Below are 19,719 nucleotides of genomic sequence, written 5' to 3'. Positions count from 1 at the left end.
GGCGCGACGACCTTACACCAGCCCCGGGGCGGACTTCAATCCCGACAAGCCCGGGCTCAGACCTCGCCCCTGCGCAGCGCGCCGGCCAGGTATTCGGCCTGGCGGATCGCCAGCGCGACGATCGTCAGTGTCGGATTGGCGGCCGAACTGGAGGTGAACTGGCTGCCGTCCGAGACGAACAGGTTCTTGACGTCGTGCGCCTGCCCCCAGCGGTTGACCACGCCGTCGCGGGCGTTGGCGCTCATCCGGTTGGTGCCCATATTGTGACTGGCGGGATACGCCGGCATATCGATGACCCGCGTCGCGCCGACGGCCTCCGACAGCTTGCGGAACTGCTGCAGCCCGTGCGCCGCGATGGCCTCGTCGTTGCGGTGGTAGGTCTTGGTCACGATCGGGATCGGCAGGCCGTACTGGTCCTTCTCGGTCGGATGCAGCGTGATGGTGTTCTGCTCGCGCGCCATGTCCTCGCCGCAGACCCAGATCGCGGTCATGTGGTCGTACTGCTCCAGCGCCGAGGTCACGTCGCGTCCCCAGCCACCGGGCTTCATGAAGGCCGCCGTATAGGGCAGCCCCAGCGCCAGCCCTTCCAGGTAGTAGCCGCCGTTGAAGCCGCGCCTGGTATTGAGCGCGACCTCGTCGGCCACCACCGCGCCGATATCGAAGCCGCGGTACATGTAGACCGGCTTGCGATGGATCGCCACCGCGGCCGCGGTAGCGTGGTTCATGTAGTTGCGGCCGACCTGGCCCGAGGAATTGGCCAGCCCGTTGGGGAACAACGTCGAAGTCGAGTTCAGCAGCAGCCGCGCCGATTCGATCGAATTGCCCGCCACGCAGACCACGCGCGCCTTCTGCAGATGCTTGCGCCCCTTGCTGTCGGCATACAGCACGCCGTTGACCTTGCCGGACTTGTCGTGCTGGACCTGCAGCACCATGCTCTCGGGCCGCAGTTCCACACGGCCGGTCGCCAGCGCCTTCGGGATCTCGGTGTAGAGCGCCGACCATTTGGCGCCGATCTTGCAGCCCTGCATGCAGAAGCCCGCCTGCTGGCATGCGGGACGCCCGTCGTAGGGCGTGGAATTCGAGGCCACCGGCCGCACGATCTTGCGATAGCCGATCTTGCGCGCACCAGCCGCCACCACCTTGTACTGGTTGCTTTCGGGCATCGGCGGCTGGCCGCTGGCGGCGCTGCCGGTCACGCCCATCTTCTTCTCGGCCTTGTCGTAGTACGGAGCCAGTTCCTCGTACGTGATCGGCCAATCCAGCACGTTGGCGCCTTCGACCTGCCCATAGATCTGCCGCGTGCGGAAGTCGTGCGGCTGGAAGCGCAGCGCGACGCCGGACCAGTGGATGGTCGAGCCGCCCACCGCCTTGACGATCCACGCCGGCAGGTTCGGATAGGTCTTGGTGTGGTGCCAGCCGCCGGCCGAGATCCGCTTGTCGAGCCACGAGATCTTGCGGAACATCGCCCATTCGTCGTTCTCGAAGTCCGCCTGCGTGTAGTGCTTGCCGGCCTCGAGGATCACGATCTTGCCGATGCCCCGCTGCGCCAGCTCGTTGGCCAGCGTGGCGCCGCCCGCGCCGGAGCCGATGATGACGACCGCGTCGCGGTCGTTCAGGTCGATCCGTGTTGCCATGTTTTGTCTCCAGTGTTGTCTCGATGCGGTACCGCGGTACGGTCAGCGGTGCCGTCTGTGCGGCCCTGCGATGCGCTTGCGGATCAACTCGCGGACCAGATTGCGGACCAGATTGCGGACCCCATTGCGGATCGAATGGGCCGATCAGATCCAGTCGATGTCGTTGAAGCCGCGGTTCGCGTAGCCGCCCTTCTCCCAGGAAGAGCCCTCGTAGCCGAGCAGCGGCCAGACCGCCTTGTTGTCGTAGAGGCTGGTCACCATCTCGCCGCGCACCTTCTCGAAGAAGGGCGTGGTCTCGATGGCCTTGAGCAGCGCGACCCGGTCGGCCTCGTCCTGCAGCTGTGCGTAGGGTTTGCCGTGCTTGCGCTGCGCGGCCGCGTCGAGCTCGCGGGCGCCCCGCTGCAGCAGCGTGCGGACCGCCTTGTCCTTGGCAGCCGCCTGGTCCAGCGGCGCGATGGCCTGCACGTAGTAGCGGTCGGCGAAGCGGTCGTGCGGGAAGATGTCGCGCGCCATCACCAGCAGCGTGCGCGCGGTCGGCGTGCCCAGCGCCTTCAGGTCGGTGACCAGCGCCTCGCGCGCCGGCTTGGCCAGCGCGCCGGGCGAGACCACGGCGACGCCGATGGCGGCCAGGCCCGTGCCGCGCAGAAAGCCGCGCCGGGTCACCGGCTGGGTCTTGGCCACGATGCGCATGCCGGCCGCGGGCGCGGCGGCATCCTCGTGCTGGATGTCGTCTTGCATTTGTCGTCTCCTTCGGTGGGATATCGGTATCGTTGTGTTCGCGGCGTCGGGCGTCGGACGTCGGGCGTCGGGCGTCGGGCGGCGGTTCGGCGGCATTCGGCGGCATTCGGCGGTGTTTGGCTGCGTTTGGCAGCTTGGGGCCGCATCAGGCAGCTTCGGACCGTATCGCGCAGCGTCGGCAGCGTTGGCCGCGCCGCGCTAGCCTGGCGGCGCCGCGGCACCGCGCGGCCGCGTTGCGTGACGGATGGAAGCGCGCGGCATGGGCTCGTGGTCGTTCGCCGCCACGCTGCCGAGCACGTCGGTCAGCATGTGGTGCAGGCGGTCGGCCAGCACCTCGGCGATCACCGGCGCGCCCAGCTCGGTCTCGCACGACGTGGTGCGGTCGGCGAGCGCATCCCCCAGGCCCGCCGGCTGCCCGAGCGCTTCGCACAGCAGGCGCCAGTCCGGCGGCGCGATCAGCGTGCCCGAGGTCAGCAGCACGCCAGTGCGCCGGCGCAGCTGCGCGAGGCCGACGATCTTGCGCGAGTCGACCACGACCTCCCAGGGCGACAGGCCGCCATAGCAGGCCCACGTCAGTGCCGCATCCGCCTGGTGGCTGCGCGCCTGCTCGGGCGGCAGCGCGAACGCCGCGATGCCCATGTCGCGCAGCAGGCCCGCATGCAGCACGCCTAGCCACCGGTAGCTGCCGATCGGCCCGCTCGACAGCAGTGCGTGATCGGGCGGCAGCACGATCGAGGCCGACAGCATCCACGGGCCGGTCAGCACCGCGCCGCCGCCGGAGCCGCGCACGACCGCGCGGTCCGCGAGTGCGGTGCGCTCGTGCAGCGCCCGCTGCGAGCAGCCGAACACCACGCCGGGCGCGCGATAGGTCCACAGCCGCAGGCGCGGCTCGGTGACCGGCTCGGCCAGCTGCCGCGCGTTCCACGCCTGCTCGGCGTGCGGCGTCGCGGTGACGAGGGTCGGGGCGAGCGCGGCCATCACAGGTCTTCCGCGGATTCGAGGCGCCGCTTCAGGTCGCCGAGGAAGGCCGCGGCCGGGTAGCCGTCGACGGCGCGATGGTCGAACACCAGGTGCAGGCCCATCATCGGCGCGATGCTGATCCAGTCGTCCTTGACCACGGCGCGCCGGATCACGCGCGTGACGCCGAGAATCGCCGCCTGCGGCGCGTGCAGGATCGGCGTGAAGCGCTCGACCTCGGTCATGCCCAGGTTGCTGATGGTGAAGGTGCCGCGCTGGTAGGCGCCGGCGCTCAGCGTGCCGTTGCGCGCGCCCTCGGCCAGCGTGCGCGCCTCGCGGGCGATCTCCTCGACCGGCTTGCGATCGACCTCGCGCAGCACCGGCACCACCAGGCCGTCGTCGAGACTGACCGCGAGCCCGATATTGACGTCCGGCATCAGCTCGATCTCCTTGTCGGAGACGCGCGCGTTCAGGCGGGGATGCGCACGCAGCGTCAGCGCGGCGGCACGCAGCACGTAGGCGGTCAGCGTGAGCTTGACGCTGTCGCCCAGTTCCGCCTGCAGCCTGGCGCGCTTCGCTTCGACCGCGCTGACATCGGCCTCGAGCGAATGCGCGACCCGGGGAATCTGCCAGCCGGCCGTCATGCCGCGCGCGATCGCGCCGCGCATGCCGGTCAGCGGAATGGTCTGCCGGGTGGGCCCGGGCGGGGACGCGGGCGCGGCGGTTCCGTCCTCCGCCGCCAGCGTCAGTGAGGCTTCGGCCATGGTCTACTCCTCGATGCGCGCCAGCACGGCGCCGCGCGCGAAGGTGTCCTGCGACTGCACCAGGATCTCGGCGATGCGGCCGGCCACCGGCGCGACGATCTCGTGCGTGGTCTTCACCAGCTCGGCTACCACCAGCGTCTGCCCCTCGGCGACGCTGTCGCCGACATTGACCTGCCAGTCCTGCAACAGGGCCTCGGTGCCTTCCTCGACATCGGCCCACACGTCGTCTGCCATCGTTACGTCGGTCATGCTGCTTCTCGCTTCAGTTCCTGGGTGGGTTGCATCAGCGCGCGGACGCTGGCGGCGATCGTGTCGACTTGCGGGATCACGAAGTTCTCGAGGGGACGGCTGAACGGGATCGGCACGTCGGGCACGGCCAGGCGCCGCACCGGCGCCTTCATCGACAGGGTGTCGAGATGCTCGGCCACGATCGCGGCGATCTCGCCGGACAGGCCGTAGCTCAGATAGTCCTCGTCGGCGATCAGCAGGCGGCCGGTCCTCGCCACCGACTCGAGCACGGTTTCCTTGTCGAGCGGCACCAGCGTGCGCAGGTCGATGATCTCGACATCGATGCCTTCCTGCGCCAGCTGCTGGGCCGCGAGCACGGACTTCTGCACCATCTGGCTCAGCGTGACGATGGTCACGTCGCGCCCCTCGCGCACCACGCGCGCCTTGCCGAACGGAATCGTGTAGGCCTCGGTGGGGACGGCCGTGGTGCTGCCTTCGAAGTACGACATCCACGACAGGCCCATGATGCCCTTGTGGTAGCAGAACACCACCGGGTTGTCGTCGCGGATCGCCTCGATCATCAGGCCCTTGGCGTCGTAGGCGTTCGACGGCACCACCACCTTCATGCCGGGCATATGCGCGAAGGTGCTGTACAGGCATTGCGAGTGCTGGGCCGCGTCGTTGTAGCCACCGCCGATGCCGGTCATCACCACGGCCGGCAGCTTGACGCGGCCGCCGGACATGTAGGTGTTCTTGGCCAGGTGGTTGTAGATCTGGTCGAAGCAGACGCCGAAGAAGTCGACGAACATCAGCTCGGCGATCGGGCGCAGCCCCTCGGCCGCGGCGCCGATCGCGGCGCCCATGAAGGCGGTCTCCGAGATCGGCGTGTCCATGATGCGCTCGGGACCGAAGCGGTCGAGCAGTCCGGTGGTGGCGCTGAAAATGCCGCCGTACTTGCCGATGTCCTCGCCCATCACGAAGACGCTGGGGTCGCGCTCCATCTCCTGGCCGATGGCCTCGGCGATGGCCTGCGCCATGGTCAGCTTGCGGGCGGCCTGTGCGGGCTCGACCGAGGCGTGGGTGTCGTTGGGTTGCATCTGGTTGTCTCCTGTTCCTGTCATTGCGGGCAGCGGGTGGCGTTTCGTGTTGGCCAGCGGGGCCGCCATCACGCGAACACGTGCTGCAGCGCTTCCTCGGGGGCGGGGTAGGGGCTTTCGCGGCCGAACGCATAGGCGGCGTCGACGCGTTCGACGATCTGCCGGCGCAGCGCGGCATCTGCCTCGTCGTCGAGCAGGCCCTGTTCGCGCAGCTGTTTGCCGAGCCGGTCGATCGGATCGTTGCGGCGCAGCGTCTGCGCTTCGTTCTTCGGCCGGTAGGTTTCCGGATCGCCCTGGAAGTGGCCCAGGTAGCGGTCGGTCTTGACCTCGATCAGCGTGGGCCCTTCGCCGCGCCGCGCGCGCGCGACCGCGACACCGGCCGCGCGGAACACCGCAACCGCATCGTTGGTATCCACCAGTACGCCGGGTATGCCGTAGCCGGCGGCGCGAACCGCATTGCTGTCGACCGACGTCGAAGCCGACTTCTCGACCGAGATGCCATATTTGTTGTCCTCGCAGACGAACAGCACCGGCAGCTTCCACAGCGCCGCCAGATTCAGCGCCTCATGGAAGGCGCCCTGGTTGGCCGCCCCTTCGCCGAAGAAGGCGATGGCAACCCAGTCCTTGCCGAGCTTGCGCGCGGCCAGCGCGGCGCCGCAGGCCTGCGGCGCGCCGGCGCCGACGATGCCGCTGCACGAGAACTTGGTTTCGGGGTGGAACAAATGCATGTGGCCGCCCTTGCCGCGGCCCAGGCCGGTGACCTTGCCAAACATCTCGGCGGTCATTTCATTCAGCGGCACGCCCTTGGCGATCGCGAAGTGGTGCGGGCGGTGGGCGCCGACCACGGTGTCCTCGGTGCGCAGATGCGCGCAGACGCCGACCGCCACCGGTTCCTGGCCCGCGGCCAGATGCATTTCGCCGGGCACCGGGCCGGCACCGATATCGAAGGCCAGACCCTTCTGGATCTTGGGCGGCAGCTTTCCTTCGAGATACACCTTCGCCATCGTCTCCTCGTAATGGCGAATCTCGACCATCTTTTCGTACATCCACAGCAACTGGTCCGTGGTCGGTTCCATCGTCGTGTCTCCTGTTTCTTTCGCTTGGCGAGGCGCCCGTGTCCGCGTGGGGAAGCGCGGGTGCGGCGGGCGCCGCGGCTGCCATGTCATTGCAAGCGCGATGCCAGTGCGGGAAAGTGGGGGGACGGCGGGGGACAGACCGAGCTGGGCCGGTGGCCGCAACGCCTTGTGTGGCGCGGCTTCGCGGCGGATCGGGGAGGGTGGGTCAGGGGCGGTGCGGGACGCTCGGAGGCGATGGGATGGCGGCCGGTGCGTCGCGACGCCGTCGCGGCATGCGACAGGTGTCGCGTCCGGAATGCGACAGGTGTCGCACGGGGAGAGGCAGCGGCGAGGCGCCGGGAGGCGCCGGGAGGCGGGGGTAGCGGAGGTAGCGGAGGTAGCGGGGGTAGTGGAGGTAGCGGAGGTAGCGGAGGTAGCGGAGGTAGCGGAGGTAGCGGAGGTAGCGGGGGGGGGGGGCTAGCCCTGCAGCGCGCGTATCGCCGTGCGCAGCGGCATTGCGATGTCGGCGGCGCGCGACTCGACCCGGTGGATCGGGCCGGCCACCGACACGCCGTAGACCACCCCGGCCAGCGTCAGCGGCACCGCGACGGCGCCGAGGTCGGCCAGCGACTCGCCGAAGTTCTGCGCCCAGCCGCGTTCGCGCGAGATTTCGAGCTCGGCCTCCAGCGCTTCGCGCGACGCGAGCGTGCGGGCGGTCAGCGGTGCGAACGAGGCCCGCGCGAGCAGTGCGTCGCGGTCCGCGGCGGGCAGCGCGGACAGGATCGCGCGTCCGATCGAATTGGTATGGGCCTGCCGCAGTTCGCCGGCGGTGGCGATGTAGCGCACCGGATTGCTGGACTCGACCACGTCGAGATAGACCACGCGCCCGTCGTCCTGCAGCTTGCCGAAGATCACCGTCTCGCCGGTCTCGTCGCGCAGCGATTCGAGCACCGGCTGCACCCGCTCGAGCAGCGGGTCGTTGGCGGCGATGCGTTGCGCGATCGCCAGCAGGCGGCCGGTCGGGTAATAGCCCTGGCGCCGTCCGGTCTCGTACAGATAGCCCAGCGCCGCCAGCGTGCGGATCAGGCCGAGGCAGCTCGACATCGGCGCGCCAAGCAGCCTGGCCAGTTCGGTCAGCGTCAGCGAGCGTCCTTCGCGCGCGTAGATCTCCATGATCTCGACCACGCGCAGCGCGGTCTTGACGTTCGAACTCGCGGCTTTGTCGGCGGGCTCCACGGCGGTCATCTGCTTGTTCCTGTCGGCCTGTTGATCGGGGGCATGCTGCGCAAGGCCGACAGTGTAAGGCCTTGGCGGGCGCCGCCGCGGCTCGCGCCGACGCTAGGCGGGATCGTTGGCCGCGTCCGTGGCGGCATCCATCCTGCGCCTGGGCAGCGGCTCGGGCCAATGCCGGATATTGCCCGGCGTGCGCGAGAAGCGGGTCGGAATGCCGACCGCACGCAGCTGGCCCTCGCTTGGATGCGCGTATTCGAACACCATGCCGGTCGCGCGCAGGTGCGGGTCGTCCAGCACGTTGTCGAAGCGCGGTACCTCGCTGTGCGGAATGTCGGCGTCGCGCAGCAGGTCCAGCCATTGCGCGGTGGTTTTGGTGCGCACGATGTCCGCCAGCGTCGCGTACAACGAATCGATATGCGCGCTGCGGCCGGCGGGACTGGCGTAGCGCGGATCGGCGGCGAGCTCGGGGCGCCCGGCCACGGCGAAGAAGCGGGCCCATTGCGCGCTGGTGTACGGCAGCAGCGCCAGATAGCCGTCGGCGGTCTGGTAGGGCTTGCGATGGGGCGACATCACGCGCCCGTAGCCCGCGTCGCCCAGCGGCGGCACGAAGGTGCGGCCCGCCAGCTGCTCGACCGCGAGGAAGGACACCAGCGTCTCGAACATCGGCACCTCGATCGCCTGGCCCTGTCCCGAGCGCTCGCGTTCATAGAGCGCCATCGGAATCGCATAGGCGACGGTCAGTCCGGCGACCTTGTCCGCCAGGATCGTGTTGACGTAGCGCGGGCCCTGGTCGCCGTTGGCGCCCTGGAACTGCGCCAGGCCGCTGCGCGCCTGGATGATGTCGTCGAACGCCGGCTGCCCCGCGTACGGGCCGTCCTCGGCATAGCCGTAGGCGCCGCAATAGATCAGGCGCGGATGGTCTTCGCGCAGCGATGCGTAGTCCAGGCCGAGCTTGCGCAGCGAGGCGGGGCGAACGTTGGAGACGAACACGTCCGCCTCGGCAAGCAGACGCTTGAGGGCGGCCAGGTCGTCCGGCCGCTTCAGGTCCAGCACGACGAAGCGCTTGTTGCGGTTCAGGTTCAGGAAGGCCGCGCCCATGTTCGGATGCCGCGCCGGCTCCGCATGGCGGAAGACGTCCCCTTCCGGGGATTCGACCTTGATCACCTGTGCGCCCATGTCGCCGAGGATCTGCGTTGCATAGGGGCCCATGCCGACCGAGGTCATGTCGACCACACGCACGCCGGCCAGCGGACCGGTGGCGGCGGTGGCGTTGGTGTCAGGCGTGTCCCAGGGCGAATTTGTCATGCCGTGATCCATCACGCGTTGTGCTCCGGGGTTCAGTTCGGTTCAATGCGGTTCAATGCGGTTCAGTACGACTTCGGCAGGCCGAGCACGCGCTCGGCGATGAAGCACTGGATCAGCTGCGGGCTGACCGGCGCGATGCGCGGGATATACGATTCGCGCAGCAGCCGCTCGACGCGGTACTCGCGCGAGTAGCCCATGCCGCCGAGGGTCAGGATCGCGGTCTGGCAGGCGTTGTGGCCGGCTTCGGCGGCCAGGTATTTGGCGGTGTTGGCCTCGGCGCCGCAGGGCAGGCCGGCGTCGTAGCGCGCCGCCGCCTTCATCACCATCAGGTTGGCCGCTTCGAGCTGCATCCAAGCCTGCGCCAGCGGATGCTGCACGCCCTGGTTGGCGCCGATGGGCCGGCCGAACACCACCCGGTCCTTGGCGTATTGCGTGGCAATCGCCAGTGCCGCACGGCCCAGGCCCACCGCCTCGGCGGCGATCAGGATGCGCTCGGGATTGAGCCCGTGCAGGATGTATTCGAAGCCGCGTCCCTCCTCGCCGATCAGGTCTTCCTCCGGCACGAACAGCTCGTCGATGAACAGCATGTTCGAATCGACGGCGCCGCGGCCCATCTTGTCGATCTCGCGCACCTCGATGCGGCTGCGGTCCAGCGCGGTGTAGAACAGCGACAGGCCTTCCGTGGGCTTGCCGACCGATTCCAGCGTCCGCGTGCGCGCCAGCAGCAGCATGCGGTCGGCGACCTGCGCGGTCGAGATCCAGATCTTGCGGCCGCTGACCTGATAGCCGCCGTCGACCTTGCGCGCGAAGGTCTTCAGCCGCGTGGTGTCGAGCCCCGCGTCGGGCTCGGTTACCGCGAAGCATGCCTTCTCGCGGCCTGCGATCAGCGGCGGCAGGAAGCGGGACTGCTGCTCGGGCGAGCCGAATACCACCACCGGATTCAGGCCGAACACGTTCATGTGCACCGCCGAGGCGCCGCTCATGCCGGCACCCGATTCCGAGATCGCCTGCATCACCAGCGCCGCCTCGAGGATGCCGAGACCGGCGCCGCCGAGCGCTTCCGGCATCGCCACGCCGAGCCAGCCGCCCTCGCACATCGCCGCGTGGAAATCGTGCGGGAAGGTGTGGTCGCGGTCGAGCCGGTCCCAATATTCCATGTCGAAGCGGGAGCAGACCGTGCGCACCGCTTCGACAATGGCGGTCTGCTGGTCCGAGAGTTCGAAATTCACGTCGCTGTCCTCGTGTTGCGGCTGTTGTTCGGTGGGGGCGTGGCGGCTTGGTGCCGCGCTAATGCCGCTGATGCGGCGTCAGTGTGGGCGTTGGTGCCGCGTTGGTGCCGCGTGGGTGCCGCGTGGGTGCGTGCATCGGCGCGGCGTCACGGCGCGGCACGATGGCCGGTCATTCGGGCTGGATGCCCGCGTCCTTGACCAGCCTTGACCATTTGCGCAGCTCCGCCGTGACGAAGTTGCCCAGTTCGGCCGGCGTGCTGCCGAAGGGTTCGAAGCCGAAGGCGTAGTACTGCGCGGCGTGCTGCTTGTTGGAGACGATCGCCACCAGTTCGCGATTGAGCCGTTCGACCACCGGCGCGGGCGTGCCCGCCGGCGCGAACACGCCGTTCCACGACGTGATATCGAAGCCCTTGAGCTCGGGCACGCTGGCCAGCGGCGGCACCTCGGGCAGCAGTTCGCTGCGCTGCGCGGTGGTCACGCCGAGCGCGCGCAGCTTGCCCGCCTTGACGTTGGCGATGCCGGCGGCGAAGTCGACGAACATCAGCTGGATCTGGCCGCCGATCACGTCGGTCATCGCCGGCGGGGTGCTCTTGTAGGGGACGTGCAGCATGTTCAGGCCCGCCATCCGCGCCAGCGTCGCGCCGGCGACGATGCCGGTGCTGTTGCCGCTGCCATAGGACAGACCCGGATGCGACTTGGCGTAGGCGATGAACTCGGGCAGCGTCTTGACCGGCAGCGAGGGGCTGACGACCAGCATGAAGGGCAGGTTGCCCATGCGCGCGACCGGCGTGAAGTCCTTGACCGGGTCGTAGCGCAGCTGCTTCATCAGCGACGGGTTGGCCGAGTGCGTGGTGTTGGTCGTCATGAACAGCGTGTAGCCGTCCGGCGCGGCCTTGGCCACGTATTCGGCGGCAATGGTGCCGTTGGCACCCGGCTTGTTCTCGACCACGACCGACTGGCCGAGCGACTCGCCGAGATACTTGGCCGTCAGCCTGGCCACCGCATCGGTGCCGCTGCCGGCGGCGAACGGCACCACCAGCTTGATCGGCTTCGAAGGAAAGGTGTCTGCCAGCGCCGCGGGCGCGGCTACGGTCAGCGCCATCGCCACGGCGGCCGCGGTGCGTCCCAATAGTCGGCCCAAGCCCTGCCTGGTCAGCATGTTCATCGTCTGTCTCCTCGTTATGGTGGGATGGCCCGACTGCGCGGGCTCAGGGTTGGGCGCGGCTCAGTCGGGCCGCACCACGCGTTCCGGCGATTCCTCGTACGGCGGCGAATAGATGACCAGTACCTTGACCGGCTCGTCGCTGACCACCGTGAACACGTGCATCTCGTCGGCGGGAAAGAAGCAGCAGTCGCCCGGGCCGAGCTCGCGGCGCTGCCCGCCTACCTCCGCCAGCGCGCGGCCCTCGAGCAGGTAGCAGACCTGCTCGATGCCCGGATGCGCATGCGGCAGCGCGCCCTTGCCCTTTTCGATGGTGCCGTGCACCACCTCGAGATGGCGCGCGCCGACGGTTTCGGGGCCGATCAGGCGACGGTTCAGGGTGCCGACGTGGTTGGCCGGGTGATAGCCCGGAACGTCGTCGAGCGATACGAAGTAAGTGGGGCGGTCTGGCACGGGCAAGCCTCGGTATGGAGTCGCGGAAGCGATCTTCAAATTCGAAATGATGAATCGGAGTTTATATCCGTGAATTAACGGGTCAAGCGATTTGTGGACGGCTCCGGGTTTACGCCTACCGAAGCGGGGCCACGGCAAACGGCGACGCGAAGCCGCACCGCCGCTCGGAAGGCCGGCGGCGTACGTGGGGAGAGGAAGAACGGGGAAGGAGGAGGGAGGAGGAAGAAAGGAGGGCAGGGAGGGCGGGGAGGGCAAGGAGGCGGGTCTGGCGTAGCGGTCCCACCTGATCGGCAGGCCGCTGCGCCTTGGCCCGGACGCCGACTATGTCGCCGGCGGCGAATTGCCGGCCGGGCCGGCGCCGGCGACCGTGCCCTGCTCGACCATCGCCAGCAGCATCTGCAGCTTCGGCAGTTCGACCGGCTTGACGATATGGAAGTGAAAGCCCGCCGCCTTGGTTTCGGCCCGGTCGCTCGGCTGGCCGAAGCCGGTCATCGCGGCGAACACGGTGCCGGACCAGCCCCGCATGTTCTTCAGTCCGCGCAGCAGCGCAAAGCCGTCGACCACGGGCATCGCGATATCGATCAGCGCCAGCTGCGGCACGAAGCTGCCGGCGATCTCGATAGCGCCTTCGGCGTCGTAGGCGATATGGACCTCGTGCCCCATCGCCTGCAGCAGCATGCCCAGGCTGTCCGCGGAATCGCGGTTGTCGTCGACCACCATCACCCGCAGCGCGCCGGCCGGCAGCGGCACCGCCGTATCCTGCTTTTCGTCGGCGCTCTCGATGCCCAGCGGCAAGCGGATCGTGAAGGTGCTGCCCATGCCTTCGCCGGGGCTGCTCGCACGGATCGAGCCGCCGTGCAGCTCCACCAGCGAGCGGCACAGCGACAGGCCGATGCCCAGGCCGCCCTCGTCGGACACCTTGCCGTGCTTGTGCTGCACGAACAGGTCGAAGATGGTGTCGATCTCGCTGGCGGGAATGCCGATGCCTTCGTCGCTGACGCGCAGTTCCACCGCCTGCGGCTGCAGCTCGGACTCGATCGCGATCCGGCTGGCCGGTGGCGAGAACTTCGACGCGTTCAACAGCAGGTTCTGCAGCACCTGAATCAGACGGGTCGGATCGGCGCGCATCGCGATCTGGCCGGGCACCCGCAAATCCAGCCACTGCCTGCGCCGCTCCAGCGTTGGCTTGGCGGCTTCGGCCGCCCGCGCGACGATGTCGGCCAGGTCCACGCGGCTGTATTGCAGCTCGACCTTGCCGGAGGTGATGCGGCCCATGTCGAGCAGGTCGTCGACCAGCCGCGTCATATGGGACAGTTGCCGGTCCAGCACGCTCTGGCACTGGCGCAGCGTCGCGCTGTCGCGCGGCGCCCGCTGGTCGCCCGAGCCCAGCGTCTCGAGCCGCATCAGATTGACGGCGTTGCGCATCGGTGCCAGCGGATTGCGCAGTTCGTGCGACAGCGTGGCCAGGAACTCGCTCATGCGCCGGCTCGATTGTTCCAGCTCTTCCAGCCGCTTGCGCTCGGTCATGTCGCGCGTGACCTTGGCGAAGCCCTGCAGCACACCCTGCTCGTCGAACATCGCCGTGATGGTGACGTTGGCCCAGAACAGCGTGCCATCCCGGCGCACGCGCCAGCCTTCGTCCTCGAAGCGGCCATCGGCGGCGGCCCGGCGCAGCTCGTAGTCCGGCCAGCCGCGCGCCACCGCATCAGGTGGATAGAAGACCGAGAAATGCTTGCCGATGATCTCGTGCGCGGCGTAGCCCTTGATCTTGGCGACGCCGCGATTCCAGCTGGTGATATTGCCGGACACGTCGAGCGTGAAGATCGCGTAGTCCTGAATGGCCTCGACCAGGGCCCGATATTTGGCTTCAAGCTGCTTCGGCGTGCCTTCCGCGTTGGCTGAAGCCTCCGTACCGTGCGCCGGTTCGGTGGGGTGTGTCATGTTGAAGCTCCGGGCGGGGATGACGCAAAGGATACGCCAGCCCTGGCGGCGGGCCAAAAAAACCGCAGGCGGCACGAGGCCGCCTGCGGTGTCTTGGGGGCGCATCGGCGATGCGCCACACGTGCCGATACGTTCGATACATTCGATACGCAGGCCGGTTGGCGTGGAGCGTCGCCGGCGCCCGCGGGCACGGCTCAGGCCGCCCGCGCTGCCGGTGTGCGGCCTGCCGCCTCGGCGCTCTCGCGGTACAGCGTCGAGGCGCGCTGCACCAGTGTGCTCAGGCTTGGCGTCATCGGCTTGAGCTCCATCCGCTCGGCCGCGAGCGCGCAGGCCAGGTTGGCCCTGTCGCCGCGCAATGCCGCCTCGATCAGCGTCAGGTTCAGGATGTCGCGCTGGGCGTGGCTGCCGCCGAAGCGATGCGCGATCAGGCGCACCGGCATCAGCAGTTCGATCGCATGGTCGTAGTCGCAGGCCTCGAACGCGTACAGCGCCTCGATCACCGGCAGGCCGACCTCGCGCGTCATCGCGGCGTTGGTACCCGTGCCCGCCGTCGCCCGCCGCATGTTCGCCATCAGCCTGGCGAAGGACGCCGGGCGGTCGTCGCCGAGATAGGCAAGGCCGGCGTGCACGTCGTTGAAGGCGTAGGTCCCCTCCGCGCCGCGCGCCTCGCAGGTATCGGCCAGTTCCGCCCAGCGCGAGCCCACGTCGATGCCGCGCAGCTGCAGCCGCCACAGCATCGCGCTGGCGTCGATCACGTCGAGCGCCACCGCGGAGCGCGCGGCACGGATGCGTTGGTCGTACAGCGCCAGCACCTGGTCGGCATGGCCGAGCTCGAGGTGGAACAGCGCCAGATGCCACCAGTTATGGACGGCCATCATGTTGTCGGTGGCCCAGTCCTCGGTGCGCGACTGCAGCCAGCCGATGCCCTGGTCCGGGCGGCCCTGCATCTCCATCACGTGCGCGACCGCATGAATGGCCCACGGATCGCGCGGATCGAGCTCCAGCGCGAAGCGCCCGCGTTCCTCGGCCTGTTCGTACAGATGGGTCTCCTCCAGGCCGAAGGCGTGCATGCCCAGCACATGGCTGAAGCCCGGCACACGCGCATTCCAGTTCGGCAGCACCTGCGCGATGCGATCGCGCAGCATGCTCGACTGGCCCAGCAGGAAGTCGGTGATATGCGCGACCTGCAGCGCCAGCGCATCGCGCGGGTAATCGATCACGATGTCGCCATACATCTGGTTCGCGCGGGCGAACTCGCCGTCGAGCCAGGCACGGGCAGCGGCGATATGCCGGCGCTCGCGCTCGTTGGCGATGCCGTGCAGCGCCTCGGCGGCCTCGACGGTCTGGCGCAGCAGCGGCGCGACCGCGCCATCGCCGGCGGTGATCAACATCCCCGCGCGTAGTGCGTGCCCCATCACGAACTCGGGGTCTTCGGCCAGGGTCTCGTCGATCATCGTCAGCGGATCGCCGTAGTAGCCCTGCAACAGTTCGAGGGCGGATTCGAAACGCTCCATCGAACGGCTATTGCCCGACGAAACCTGCAGGTGCCGGGAATCGGTGTGTGCCATGGAAGTCATCCTTGTTTCTAATGCGCAATCCAGCAGCCCGGTGGTCTTGTCGCTGTCTGCGCCGCATCATGCGGCCGGCGGGCGTCGCGGCTGGCCTCGCCATTGGAGAGTCTTGGAGGCGGGGCAGTAGCGAGGTTAGGGGGGCGCCGTGATATGGCCGTGCGCGCCGGCGTGAAAGAAGCGTGAAAGTTGTGGGGCAGCAGTACCGCGCTGCGTCAATCCGTGGCCTATAAAAGAGCTTTCCAGGCCAGCTTCGCAAGCCGATGCCGCCGCGCCTGCCTCTGACATCGGCCACGGCAAGGACTCCCAAGCGATGGCGGCGGTCCGTCTCGATCTGTTCGGCGGCTTTACCCTGAGTTCGCCGGACGGCACTCCCATCCCCCTGTCCGCGCGCAAGGCGCGCGCGGTGCTGGCCTATCTTGCGCTGGCCGACGGCCGGCCGCAGCCGCGCGACAAGCTGGCCGCGCTGCTCTGGCCCGACAGCCATGCCGAGCAGGCACGCACCAGCCTGCGCCAGGCACTCAGCGCGGTGCGCCGCGCGGTGGAGGGATATCCCGTGGTGCTGGCCGATGCCGACCGGGTGGCGCTGTGCGGCGTCGCGGTCGACGTGGTGGCCTTCGAAGACCATCTGCGCGCTGCTACCCCGGAGGCGCTCGAGGCCGCCGTCGCGCTGTATCGCGGCGATCTGCTCGAGGGATTCGATGCCGCCGCGCCGACCTTCGACCATTGGCTCGCGGTCGAGCGCGAACGGCTGCGCGGGCTGGCGCTGCAGGCGCTGGCGCGGCTGATGGATCGGCACGAGCAGGCGGGCGAGCTCGATCGCGCGATCGCCTGCGCCACGCGCCTGCTGACGCTCGATGCCCTGCAGGAGTCGGTGCACCGGGCGCTGATGCGGCTGTACGACCGGCAGGGTCGGCAGGCGCTGGCGCTCAAGCAGTACCGCCTGTGCCGGATCGCGCTGCAGCGGGAGCTGGGCGTGTCGCCCGAGGCGGAAACGGAGGCGCTGCACCAGCAGATTCTGCGTGCGCGGCGGCAGGCGTCGCCGGTGCCGGCCGCACCGGCGGGGATGTCGGCCGCGCCGCCGGTGGCGGTGTCCGGGGCGCCGGTGTCCGCGGCTCCGGTGGTGCCGGAGGCCCCGGCCGGCGCCGGCCCCACTGCCGCACCGATCGCCGGCGCCGCCAGGGCAGCCGCGGCGGTCGCACCCGGTACGCCGCAGCCGCGCCATGCCGTCGTCGTAGTTGCCAGCGTCGACGATATCGGCGCCCATGCCGCCGGGCTCGACGCCGAGCAGATCCATGGCCTGCTGATGCGCTGGCGCGAACGGGCCCGGGCGTTGGCCGCTGCCTGCGGGGGCACCGTGACCGACGAGATCGGCGCGCGGCTGACCGTCGTGTTCGGCGTGCCGGTGGCCCACGGCAACGATGCCGAACGCGCGATGCACGTCGCCGTCGGCCTGCACGACGGCGTGCGGCGCCTGTGCCCCGAGTGCGCGACGCCGCCGGCGGTGCGGGTGGGCGTCGCCAGCGGACAGGTCCTGTTCGCGGCCGCGCCACCGACCGCTGGCGGCGCGATGACGCTGACCGGCCCGCCGGTCAACGTCGCCGCGCGCGTGATGGAGCACGCGCAGGCCGGCGAGACCGTGGTCTCGAATCGCGTCTTTCTCGCCTTGCCGGGGCGCCTGGAGGTCGAGCATCTGACCGATGTGTCGATGCCGGGCATCCCCGAGCCGATTCCGCTATGGCGCGTGCGCCGGTTTCTCGATGCCGCCGAGACGGCGCCCCAGCATGCCTTCGTCGGACGGCAGGCCGAGCTGGTGCAACTGGCCGGCGTGGCCGGCGATTGCCTGCGCTCCGGACAGGGCCGCGTGGTGGTGATCCGCGGCGAGGCCGGCATCGGCAAGAGCCGGCTCGCCGAGCGCTTCGTTGCGCTGGCGCGCGAACACGGCATGGAAGCGCTGCGCGCGCTGGTGCTCGATTTCGGCGTCAGTACGTCGGGCGATCCGCTGCGCGTGCTGGTGCGCGCTCTGTTCGGCATCGATGCCGGCGCCAGTACCGAGGCGCGCGCGGCGGTCATTGCGGGCTCGATCGCCAGCGGCCGCATCGACGATGACGACGTGCCGTTCGCCTTCGATCTGCTCGACGTACCCCAACCCGAGGCGCAGGCCGCGGCGCTGGCGGCGATGGATGCCGGCGCGCGGCAGCGCGGCGTGCAGCGCTTCCTGCTGGCGCAGGTCGCGCGCCGCAGCACGTTCAAGCCGCTGCTGATCGTCGTCGAGGACGTGCATTGGGCCGAGCGCGCGCTGCTCGATTGTCTGGCGCGGCTCGCTGCCGCCACGCGAAGCTGCCGGCTGGTGCTGGCGATGACGGTGCGGCCGGAGCAGGATCCGCTCGACAGCGCATGGCGCGCGGCCGCGGGTGGCGCGTCGCTGACCACGATCGACCTCGGGCCGCTGAACGATGCGGAGGCGCGCGAACTGGCGACGCGCTATCGCCATGTCGACGAGCAGCTGGCCGATTCCTGCATCCGCCGCGCCGAAGGCAATCCGCTCTTTCTCGATCAGTTGCTGCGCAATGCGGCCCCCGGCACGGACGCCGAGGCGCTGCCCGGCACGCTGCAGAGCATCGTGCTGGCGCGCATGGACCGCTTGCCCGAGTCGCATCGCCAGGCCCTGCAGGCGGCCGCCGTGCTGGGTCAGCGCTTCTCGCCGGTGGCGCTGCGCCATCTGCTTGGCACGGCCGACGATCCCTGCGATGCGCTGGCGCGGCAGGCGATGCTGCGGCCCGAGGGCGAAGACTACCTGTTCATGCACGCGCTGATTCATCAAGCCGTTTATGCGTCGCTGCTCAAATCGCGCCGGCTGGCGCTGCATCGGCGCGCAGCGGACTGGTATCGGAGCCGCGATCTGACGCTGCATGCCGAGCATCTCGACGCCGCCAGCGATGCCGGGGCGGCGCCGGCCTACGAAGCGGCGGCGCGGCACGAGGCGGGGCACTTCCGCAACGAGCGGGCGCTGCGGCTGGTCGAACGCGCGCTGGAGATCGTCGGCGATGGCGCGACCAGGCAGTCGCTGGCCTGCCTGCGCGGGGAGCTGACGCTCAATCTCGGCCAGCCGGCCGAAGCATTGAAGGCGTTCGAGCACGCGGTGGCGCTGGCCGACGACCACAGTCAACGCGCCCACGCGTGGTTCGGCGTGGCCTCTGCCCTGCGGCTGCTGGACCGCTACGAGCGCGCGTTGATCGCCCTGCAGCATGCGCAGCGCGGCGCCGCGGCAATCGGCGACGCCGACATGCTGGCGCAGATCGAATCGCTGCGCGGCAACGTTCATTTCCCGATGGGTGACCTCGATGCCTGCCTGACCGCGCATCAGCGCGCGCTGCAGCACGCCGGCGTGGCGGGCTCGGCGCTGGGAGAGGCCCGCGCGCTCGGCGGCCTCGGCGATGCCTACTATCAGCAAGGCCGCATGGTCACCGCCCGCGCGCATTTCGTGCGCTGCGTCGAACTGGCCCGCGCGCGCGGCTTCGTGCGGATCGAAGGGGCAAACCTGCCCATGGTCGGCGCGGTCGACCTGCTGTGCAATGCCTTGCCGTCCGCGCTGGCGCGCTGCGAGGAGGCGCTGCGCATCGCCCGCAGGATCGGCGATGCGCGCATCGAACTGCTGGCCTATGACGTGATGGCGTCCACCGAGCAGCAGACCGGCGATTGGGCGAAATCGCAGGCGCATGCCGAACGGGCGTTGGTGCTGGCGCGGCGTTTGGGGGCGCGTCGCTTCGAAGCGGAACTGGCCGGACGGCGGGCACTGGCCATCGGCAACCAAGGGCATCCGGAGGCCGCGGAACAGTTGCTGGACGAAGCGCTGGCGTTGAGCCGCGACACCGGCATGCGGTACTCCGGCCCGATGATCCTGGGGTTTCTCGCCCGCACCTCGCGCGATCCGGACAAGCAGCGCCGTGCGTTGGCGCAAGGCGAGGCGATCCTGACGCAAAGCTGCGTCAGCCATTGCCACCTCGATCTCTACGAGGCTGCGATCGAAGTTTCGTTGCGCAACGGCCGTTGGGACGATGCGGACCGCTATGCCGACGCGCTGCAGGCCTACACGCGACCGGAGCCGTTTCCGTGGGCACAGTTCCTGATCCGCCGCGCCCGGGTCCTGGCGGCGCTGGGCCGCAGCCAGCGCGGTGCCAGCCAGACCGGGCTGCGGGCCGAGCTGATGGCGCTGCGCAAGGAGGCCCTCGGCGCAGGCATGCTGGCGGCCCTCGCGGGTATCGATGAGATGCTCAGGCGCGTTCACACCGCTCACTAGCGCGCAGCCGTGCGGGCGTCCCCGTTCGGCCATCTACCCGCTGTACCACGACTGA

General features: G+C 69.5%; 15 protein-coding genes. 1 reads left to right on the top strand and 14 read right to left on the bottom strand.

Going from position 1 to position 19,719, the window contains the following annotated elements:
* Positions 1 to 56 precede the first annotated feature (56 nt).
* The 14 genes from K7G19_RS08300 to K7G19_RS08235 all read right to left on the bottom strand — a co-directional run bounded on the left by K7G19_RS08300 (position 57) and on the right by K7G19_RS08235 (position 15,364).
* Positions 57 to 1,634 carry a GMC family oxidoreductase gene (locus tag K7G19_RS08300; RefSeq protein WP_226106781.1) on the bottom strand — a complete coding sequence of 526 codons (1,578 nt, stop codon included), beginning with the start codon at positions 1,632 to 1,634 and terminating at the stop codon, positions 57 to 59.
* A gap of 144 nt (positions 1,635 to 1,778) precedes the next feature.
* The gene (locus K7G19_RS08295; protein ID WP_226106780.1) at positions 1,779 to 2,372 is read right to left on the bottom strand and encodes a twin-arginine translocation signal domain-containing protein; all 594 of its coding nucleotides are present in this window, start codon (positions 2,370 to 2,372) and stop codon (positions 1,779 to 1,781) included.
* 198 nt (positions 2,373 to 2,570) lie between these two features.
* Complete coding sequence (locus K7G19_RS08290; RefSeq protein WP_223819871.1) at positions 2,571 to 3,350, bottom strand: ligase; 780 nt, start codon at positions 3,348 to 3,350, stop codon at positions 2,571 to 2,573.
* Positions 3,350 to 4,093 (bottom strand): dihydrolipoamide acetyltransferase family protein, encoded by a 744-nt coding sequence (locus K7G19_RS08285; protein ID WP_149318457.1) that lies wholly within the window; start codon positions 4,091 to 4,093, stop codon positions 3,350 to 3,352. The genes K7G19_RS08290 and K7G19_RS08285 overlap by 1 nt, the downstream gene beginning before the upstream one ends.
* Positions 4,094 to 4,096: 3 nt before the next feature.
* Positions 4,097 to 4,342 (bottom strand): lipoyl domain-containing protein, encoded by a 246-nt coding sequence (locus K7G19_RS08280; protein ID WP_006578478.1) that lies wholly within the window; start codon positions 4,340 to 4,342, stop codon positions 4,097 to 4,099.
* On the bottom strand, positions 4,339 to 5,418 hold the full coding sequence (locus tag K7G19_RS08275; RefSeq protein ID WP_150084833.1) for an alpha-ketoacid dehydrogenase subunit beta: 1,080 nt from the start codon (positions 5,416 to 5,418) through the stop codon (positions 4,339 to 4,341). The genes K7G19_RS08280 and K7G19_RS08275 overlap by 4 nt, the downstream gene beginning before the upstream one ends.
* Before the next feature lie 68 nt (positions 5,419 to 5,486).
* On the bottom strand, positions 5,487 to 6,494 hold the full coding sequence (locus K7G19_RS08270) for a thiamine pyrophosphate-dependent dehydrogenase E1 component subunit alpha (RefSeq protein WP_149318455.1): 1,008 nt from the start codon (positions 6,492 to 6,494) through the stop codon (positions 5,487 to 5,489).
* 456 nt (positions 6,495 to 6,950) lie between these two features.
* Positions 6,951 to 7,718 (bottom strand): IclR family transcriptional regulator, encoded by a 768-nt coding sequence (locus tag K7G19_RS08265; protein ID WP_149318454.1) that lies wholly within the window; start codon positions 7,716 to 7,718, stop codon positions 6,951 to 6,953.
* A 93-nt stretch (positions 7,719 to 7,811) separates the two neighbouring features.
* Positions 7,812 to 9,011, bottom strand: a complete 1,200-nt coding sequence (locus tag K7G19_RS08260) for a CaiB/BaiF CoA-transferase family protein (protein ID WP_226106779.1) — start codon at positions 9,009 to 9,011, stop codon at positions 7,812 to 7,814.
* A gap of 62 nt (positions 9,012 to 9,073) precedes the next feature.
* Positions 9,074 to 10,240, bottom strand: a complete 1,167-nt coding sequence (locus tag K7G19_RS08255; RefSeq protein WP_150084836.1) for an acyl-CoA dehydrogenase family protein — start codon at positions 10,238 to 10,240, stop codon at positions 9,074 to 9,076.
* 169 nt (positions 10,241 to 10,409) lie between these two features.
* On the bottom strand, positions 10,410 to 11,405 hold the full coding sequence (locus tag K7G19_RS08250) for a Bug family tripartite tricarboxylate transporter substrate binding protein (protein WP_370639511.1): 996 nt from the start codon (positions 11,403 to 11,405) through the stop codon (positions 10,410 to 10,412).
* Between the two features lie 60 nt (positions 11,406 to 11,465).
* Entirely contained in the window at positions 11,466 to 11,855 is a 390-nt protein-coding gene (locus tag K7G19_RS08245; protein ID WP_149318451.1) for a cupin domain-containing protein, read from the bottom strand.
* A 321-nt stretch (positions 11,856 to 12,176) separates the two neighbouring features.
* Positions 12,177 to 13,796, bottom strand: a complete 1,620-nt coding sequence (locus K7G19_RS08240; protein WP_226106778.1) for a hybrid sensor histidine kinase/response regulator — start codon at positions 13,794 to 13,796, stop codon at positions 12,177 to 12,179.
* A gap of 194 nt (positions 13,797 to 13,990) precedes the next feature.
* Positions 13,991 to 15,364, bottom strand: coding sequence for a tetratricopeptide repeat protein (locus K7G19_RS08235; RefSeq protein WP_226106777.1), 1,374 nt, complete (start codon positions 15,362 to 15,364; stop codon positions 13,991 to 13,993).
* A gap of 313 nt (positions 15,365 to 15,677) precedes the next feature.
* On the opposite strand from K7G19_RS08235, the gene K7G19_RS08230 reads away from it, so the two are divergent.
* A complete protein-coding gene (locus K7G19_RS08230; RefSeq protein ID WP_226106776.1) occupies positions 15,678 to 19,664 on the top strand; it encodes a BTAD domain-containing putative transcriptional regulator in 3,987 nt (1,328 codons plus the stop codon).
* Positions 19,665 to 19,719 lie beyond the last annotated feature (55 nt).

This window comes from Cupriavidus sp. DB3 (genome assembly GCF_020418465.1).
GTDB lineage: Bacteria > Pseudomonadota > Gammaproteobacteria > Burkholderiales > Burkholderiaceae > Cupriavidus > Cupriavidus cauae.
The sequence above is the reverse complement of the archived record's forward strand: the minus strand, read 5'-3'. Positions and strand labels throughout refer to the sequence as shown.

Excerpts from the sequence above, each read along its gene's own strand:
- K7G19_RS08280 (WP_006578478.1), bottom strand. The coding sequence starts at position 4,342 with ATGACCGACGTAACGATGGCAGACGACGTGTGGGCCGATGTCGAGGAA.
- K7G19_RS08265 (WP_149318454.1), bottom strand. The coding sequence starts at position 7,718 with ATGACCGCCGTGGAGCCCGCCGACAAAGCCGCGAGTTCGAACGTCAAG.
- K7G19_RS08250 (WP_370639511.1), bottom strand. The coding sequence starts at position 11,405 with ATGAACATGCTGACCAGGCAGGGCTTGGGCCGACTATTGGGACGCACC.
- K7G19_RS08275 (WP_150084833.1), bottom strand. The coding sequence starts at position 5,418 with ATGCAACCCAACGACACCCACGCCTCGGTCGAGCCCGCACAGGCCGCC.
- K7G19_RS08260 (WP_226106779.1), bottom strand. The coding sequence starts at position 9,011 with ATGACAAATTCGCCCTGGGACACGCCTGACACCAACGCCACCGCCGCC.
- K7G19_RS08270 (WP_149318455.1), bottom strand. The coding sequence starts at position 6,494 with ATGGAACCGACCACGGACCAGTTGCTGTGGATGTACGAAAAGATGGTC.
- K7G19_RS08240 (WP_226106778.1), bottom strand. The coding sequence starts at position 13,796 with ATGACACACCCCACCGAACCGGCGCACGGTACGGAGGCTTCAGCCAAC.
- K7G19_RS08235 (WP_226106777.1), bottom strand. The coding sequence starts at position 15,364 with ATGGCACACACCGATTCCCGGCACCTGCAGGTTTCGTCGGGCAATAGC.
- K7G19_RS08295 (WP_226106780.1), bottom strand. The coding sequence starts at position 2,372 with ATGCAAGACGACATCCAGCACGAGGATGCCGCCGCGCCCGCGGCCGGC.
- K7G19_RS08290 (WP_223819871.1), bottom strand. The coding sequence starts at position 3,350 with ATGGCCGCGCTCGCCCCGACCCTCGTCACCGCGACGCCGCACGCCGAG.
- K7G19_RS08300 (WP_226106781.1), bottom strand. The coding sequence starts at position 1,634 with ATGGCAACACGGATCGACCTGAACGACCGCGACGCGGTCGTCATCATC.
- K7G19_RS08285 (WP_149318457.1), bottom strand. The coding sequence starts at position 4,093 with ATGGCCGAAGCCTCACTGACGCTGGCGGCGGAGGACGGAACCGCCGCG.
- K7G19_RS08230 (WP_226106776.1), top strand. The coding sequence starts at position 15,678 with ATGGCGGCGGTCCGTCTCGATCTGTTCGGCGGCTTTACCCTGAGTTCG.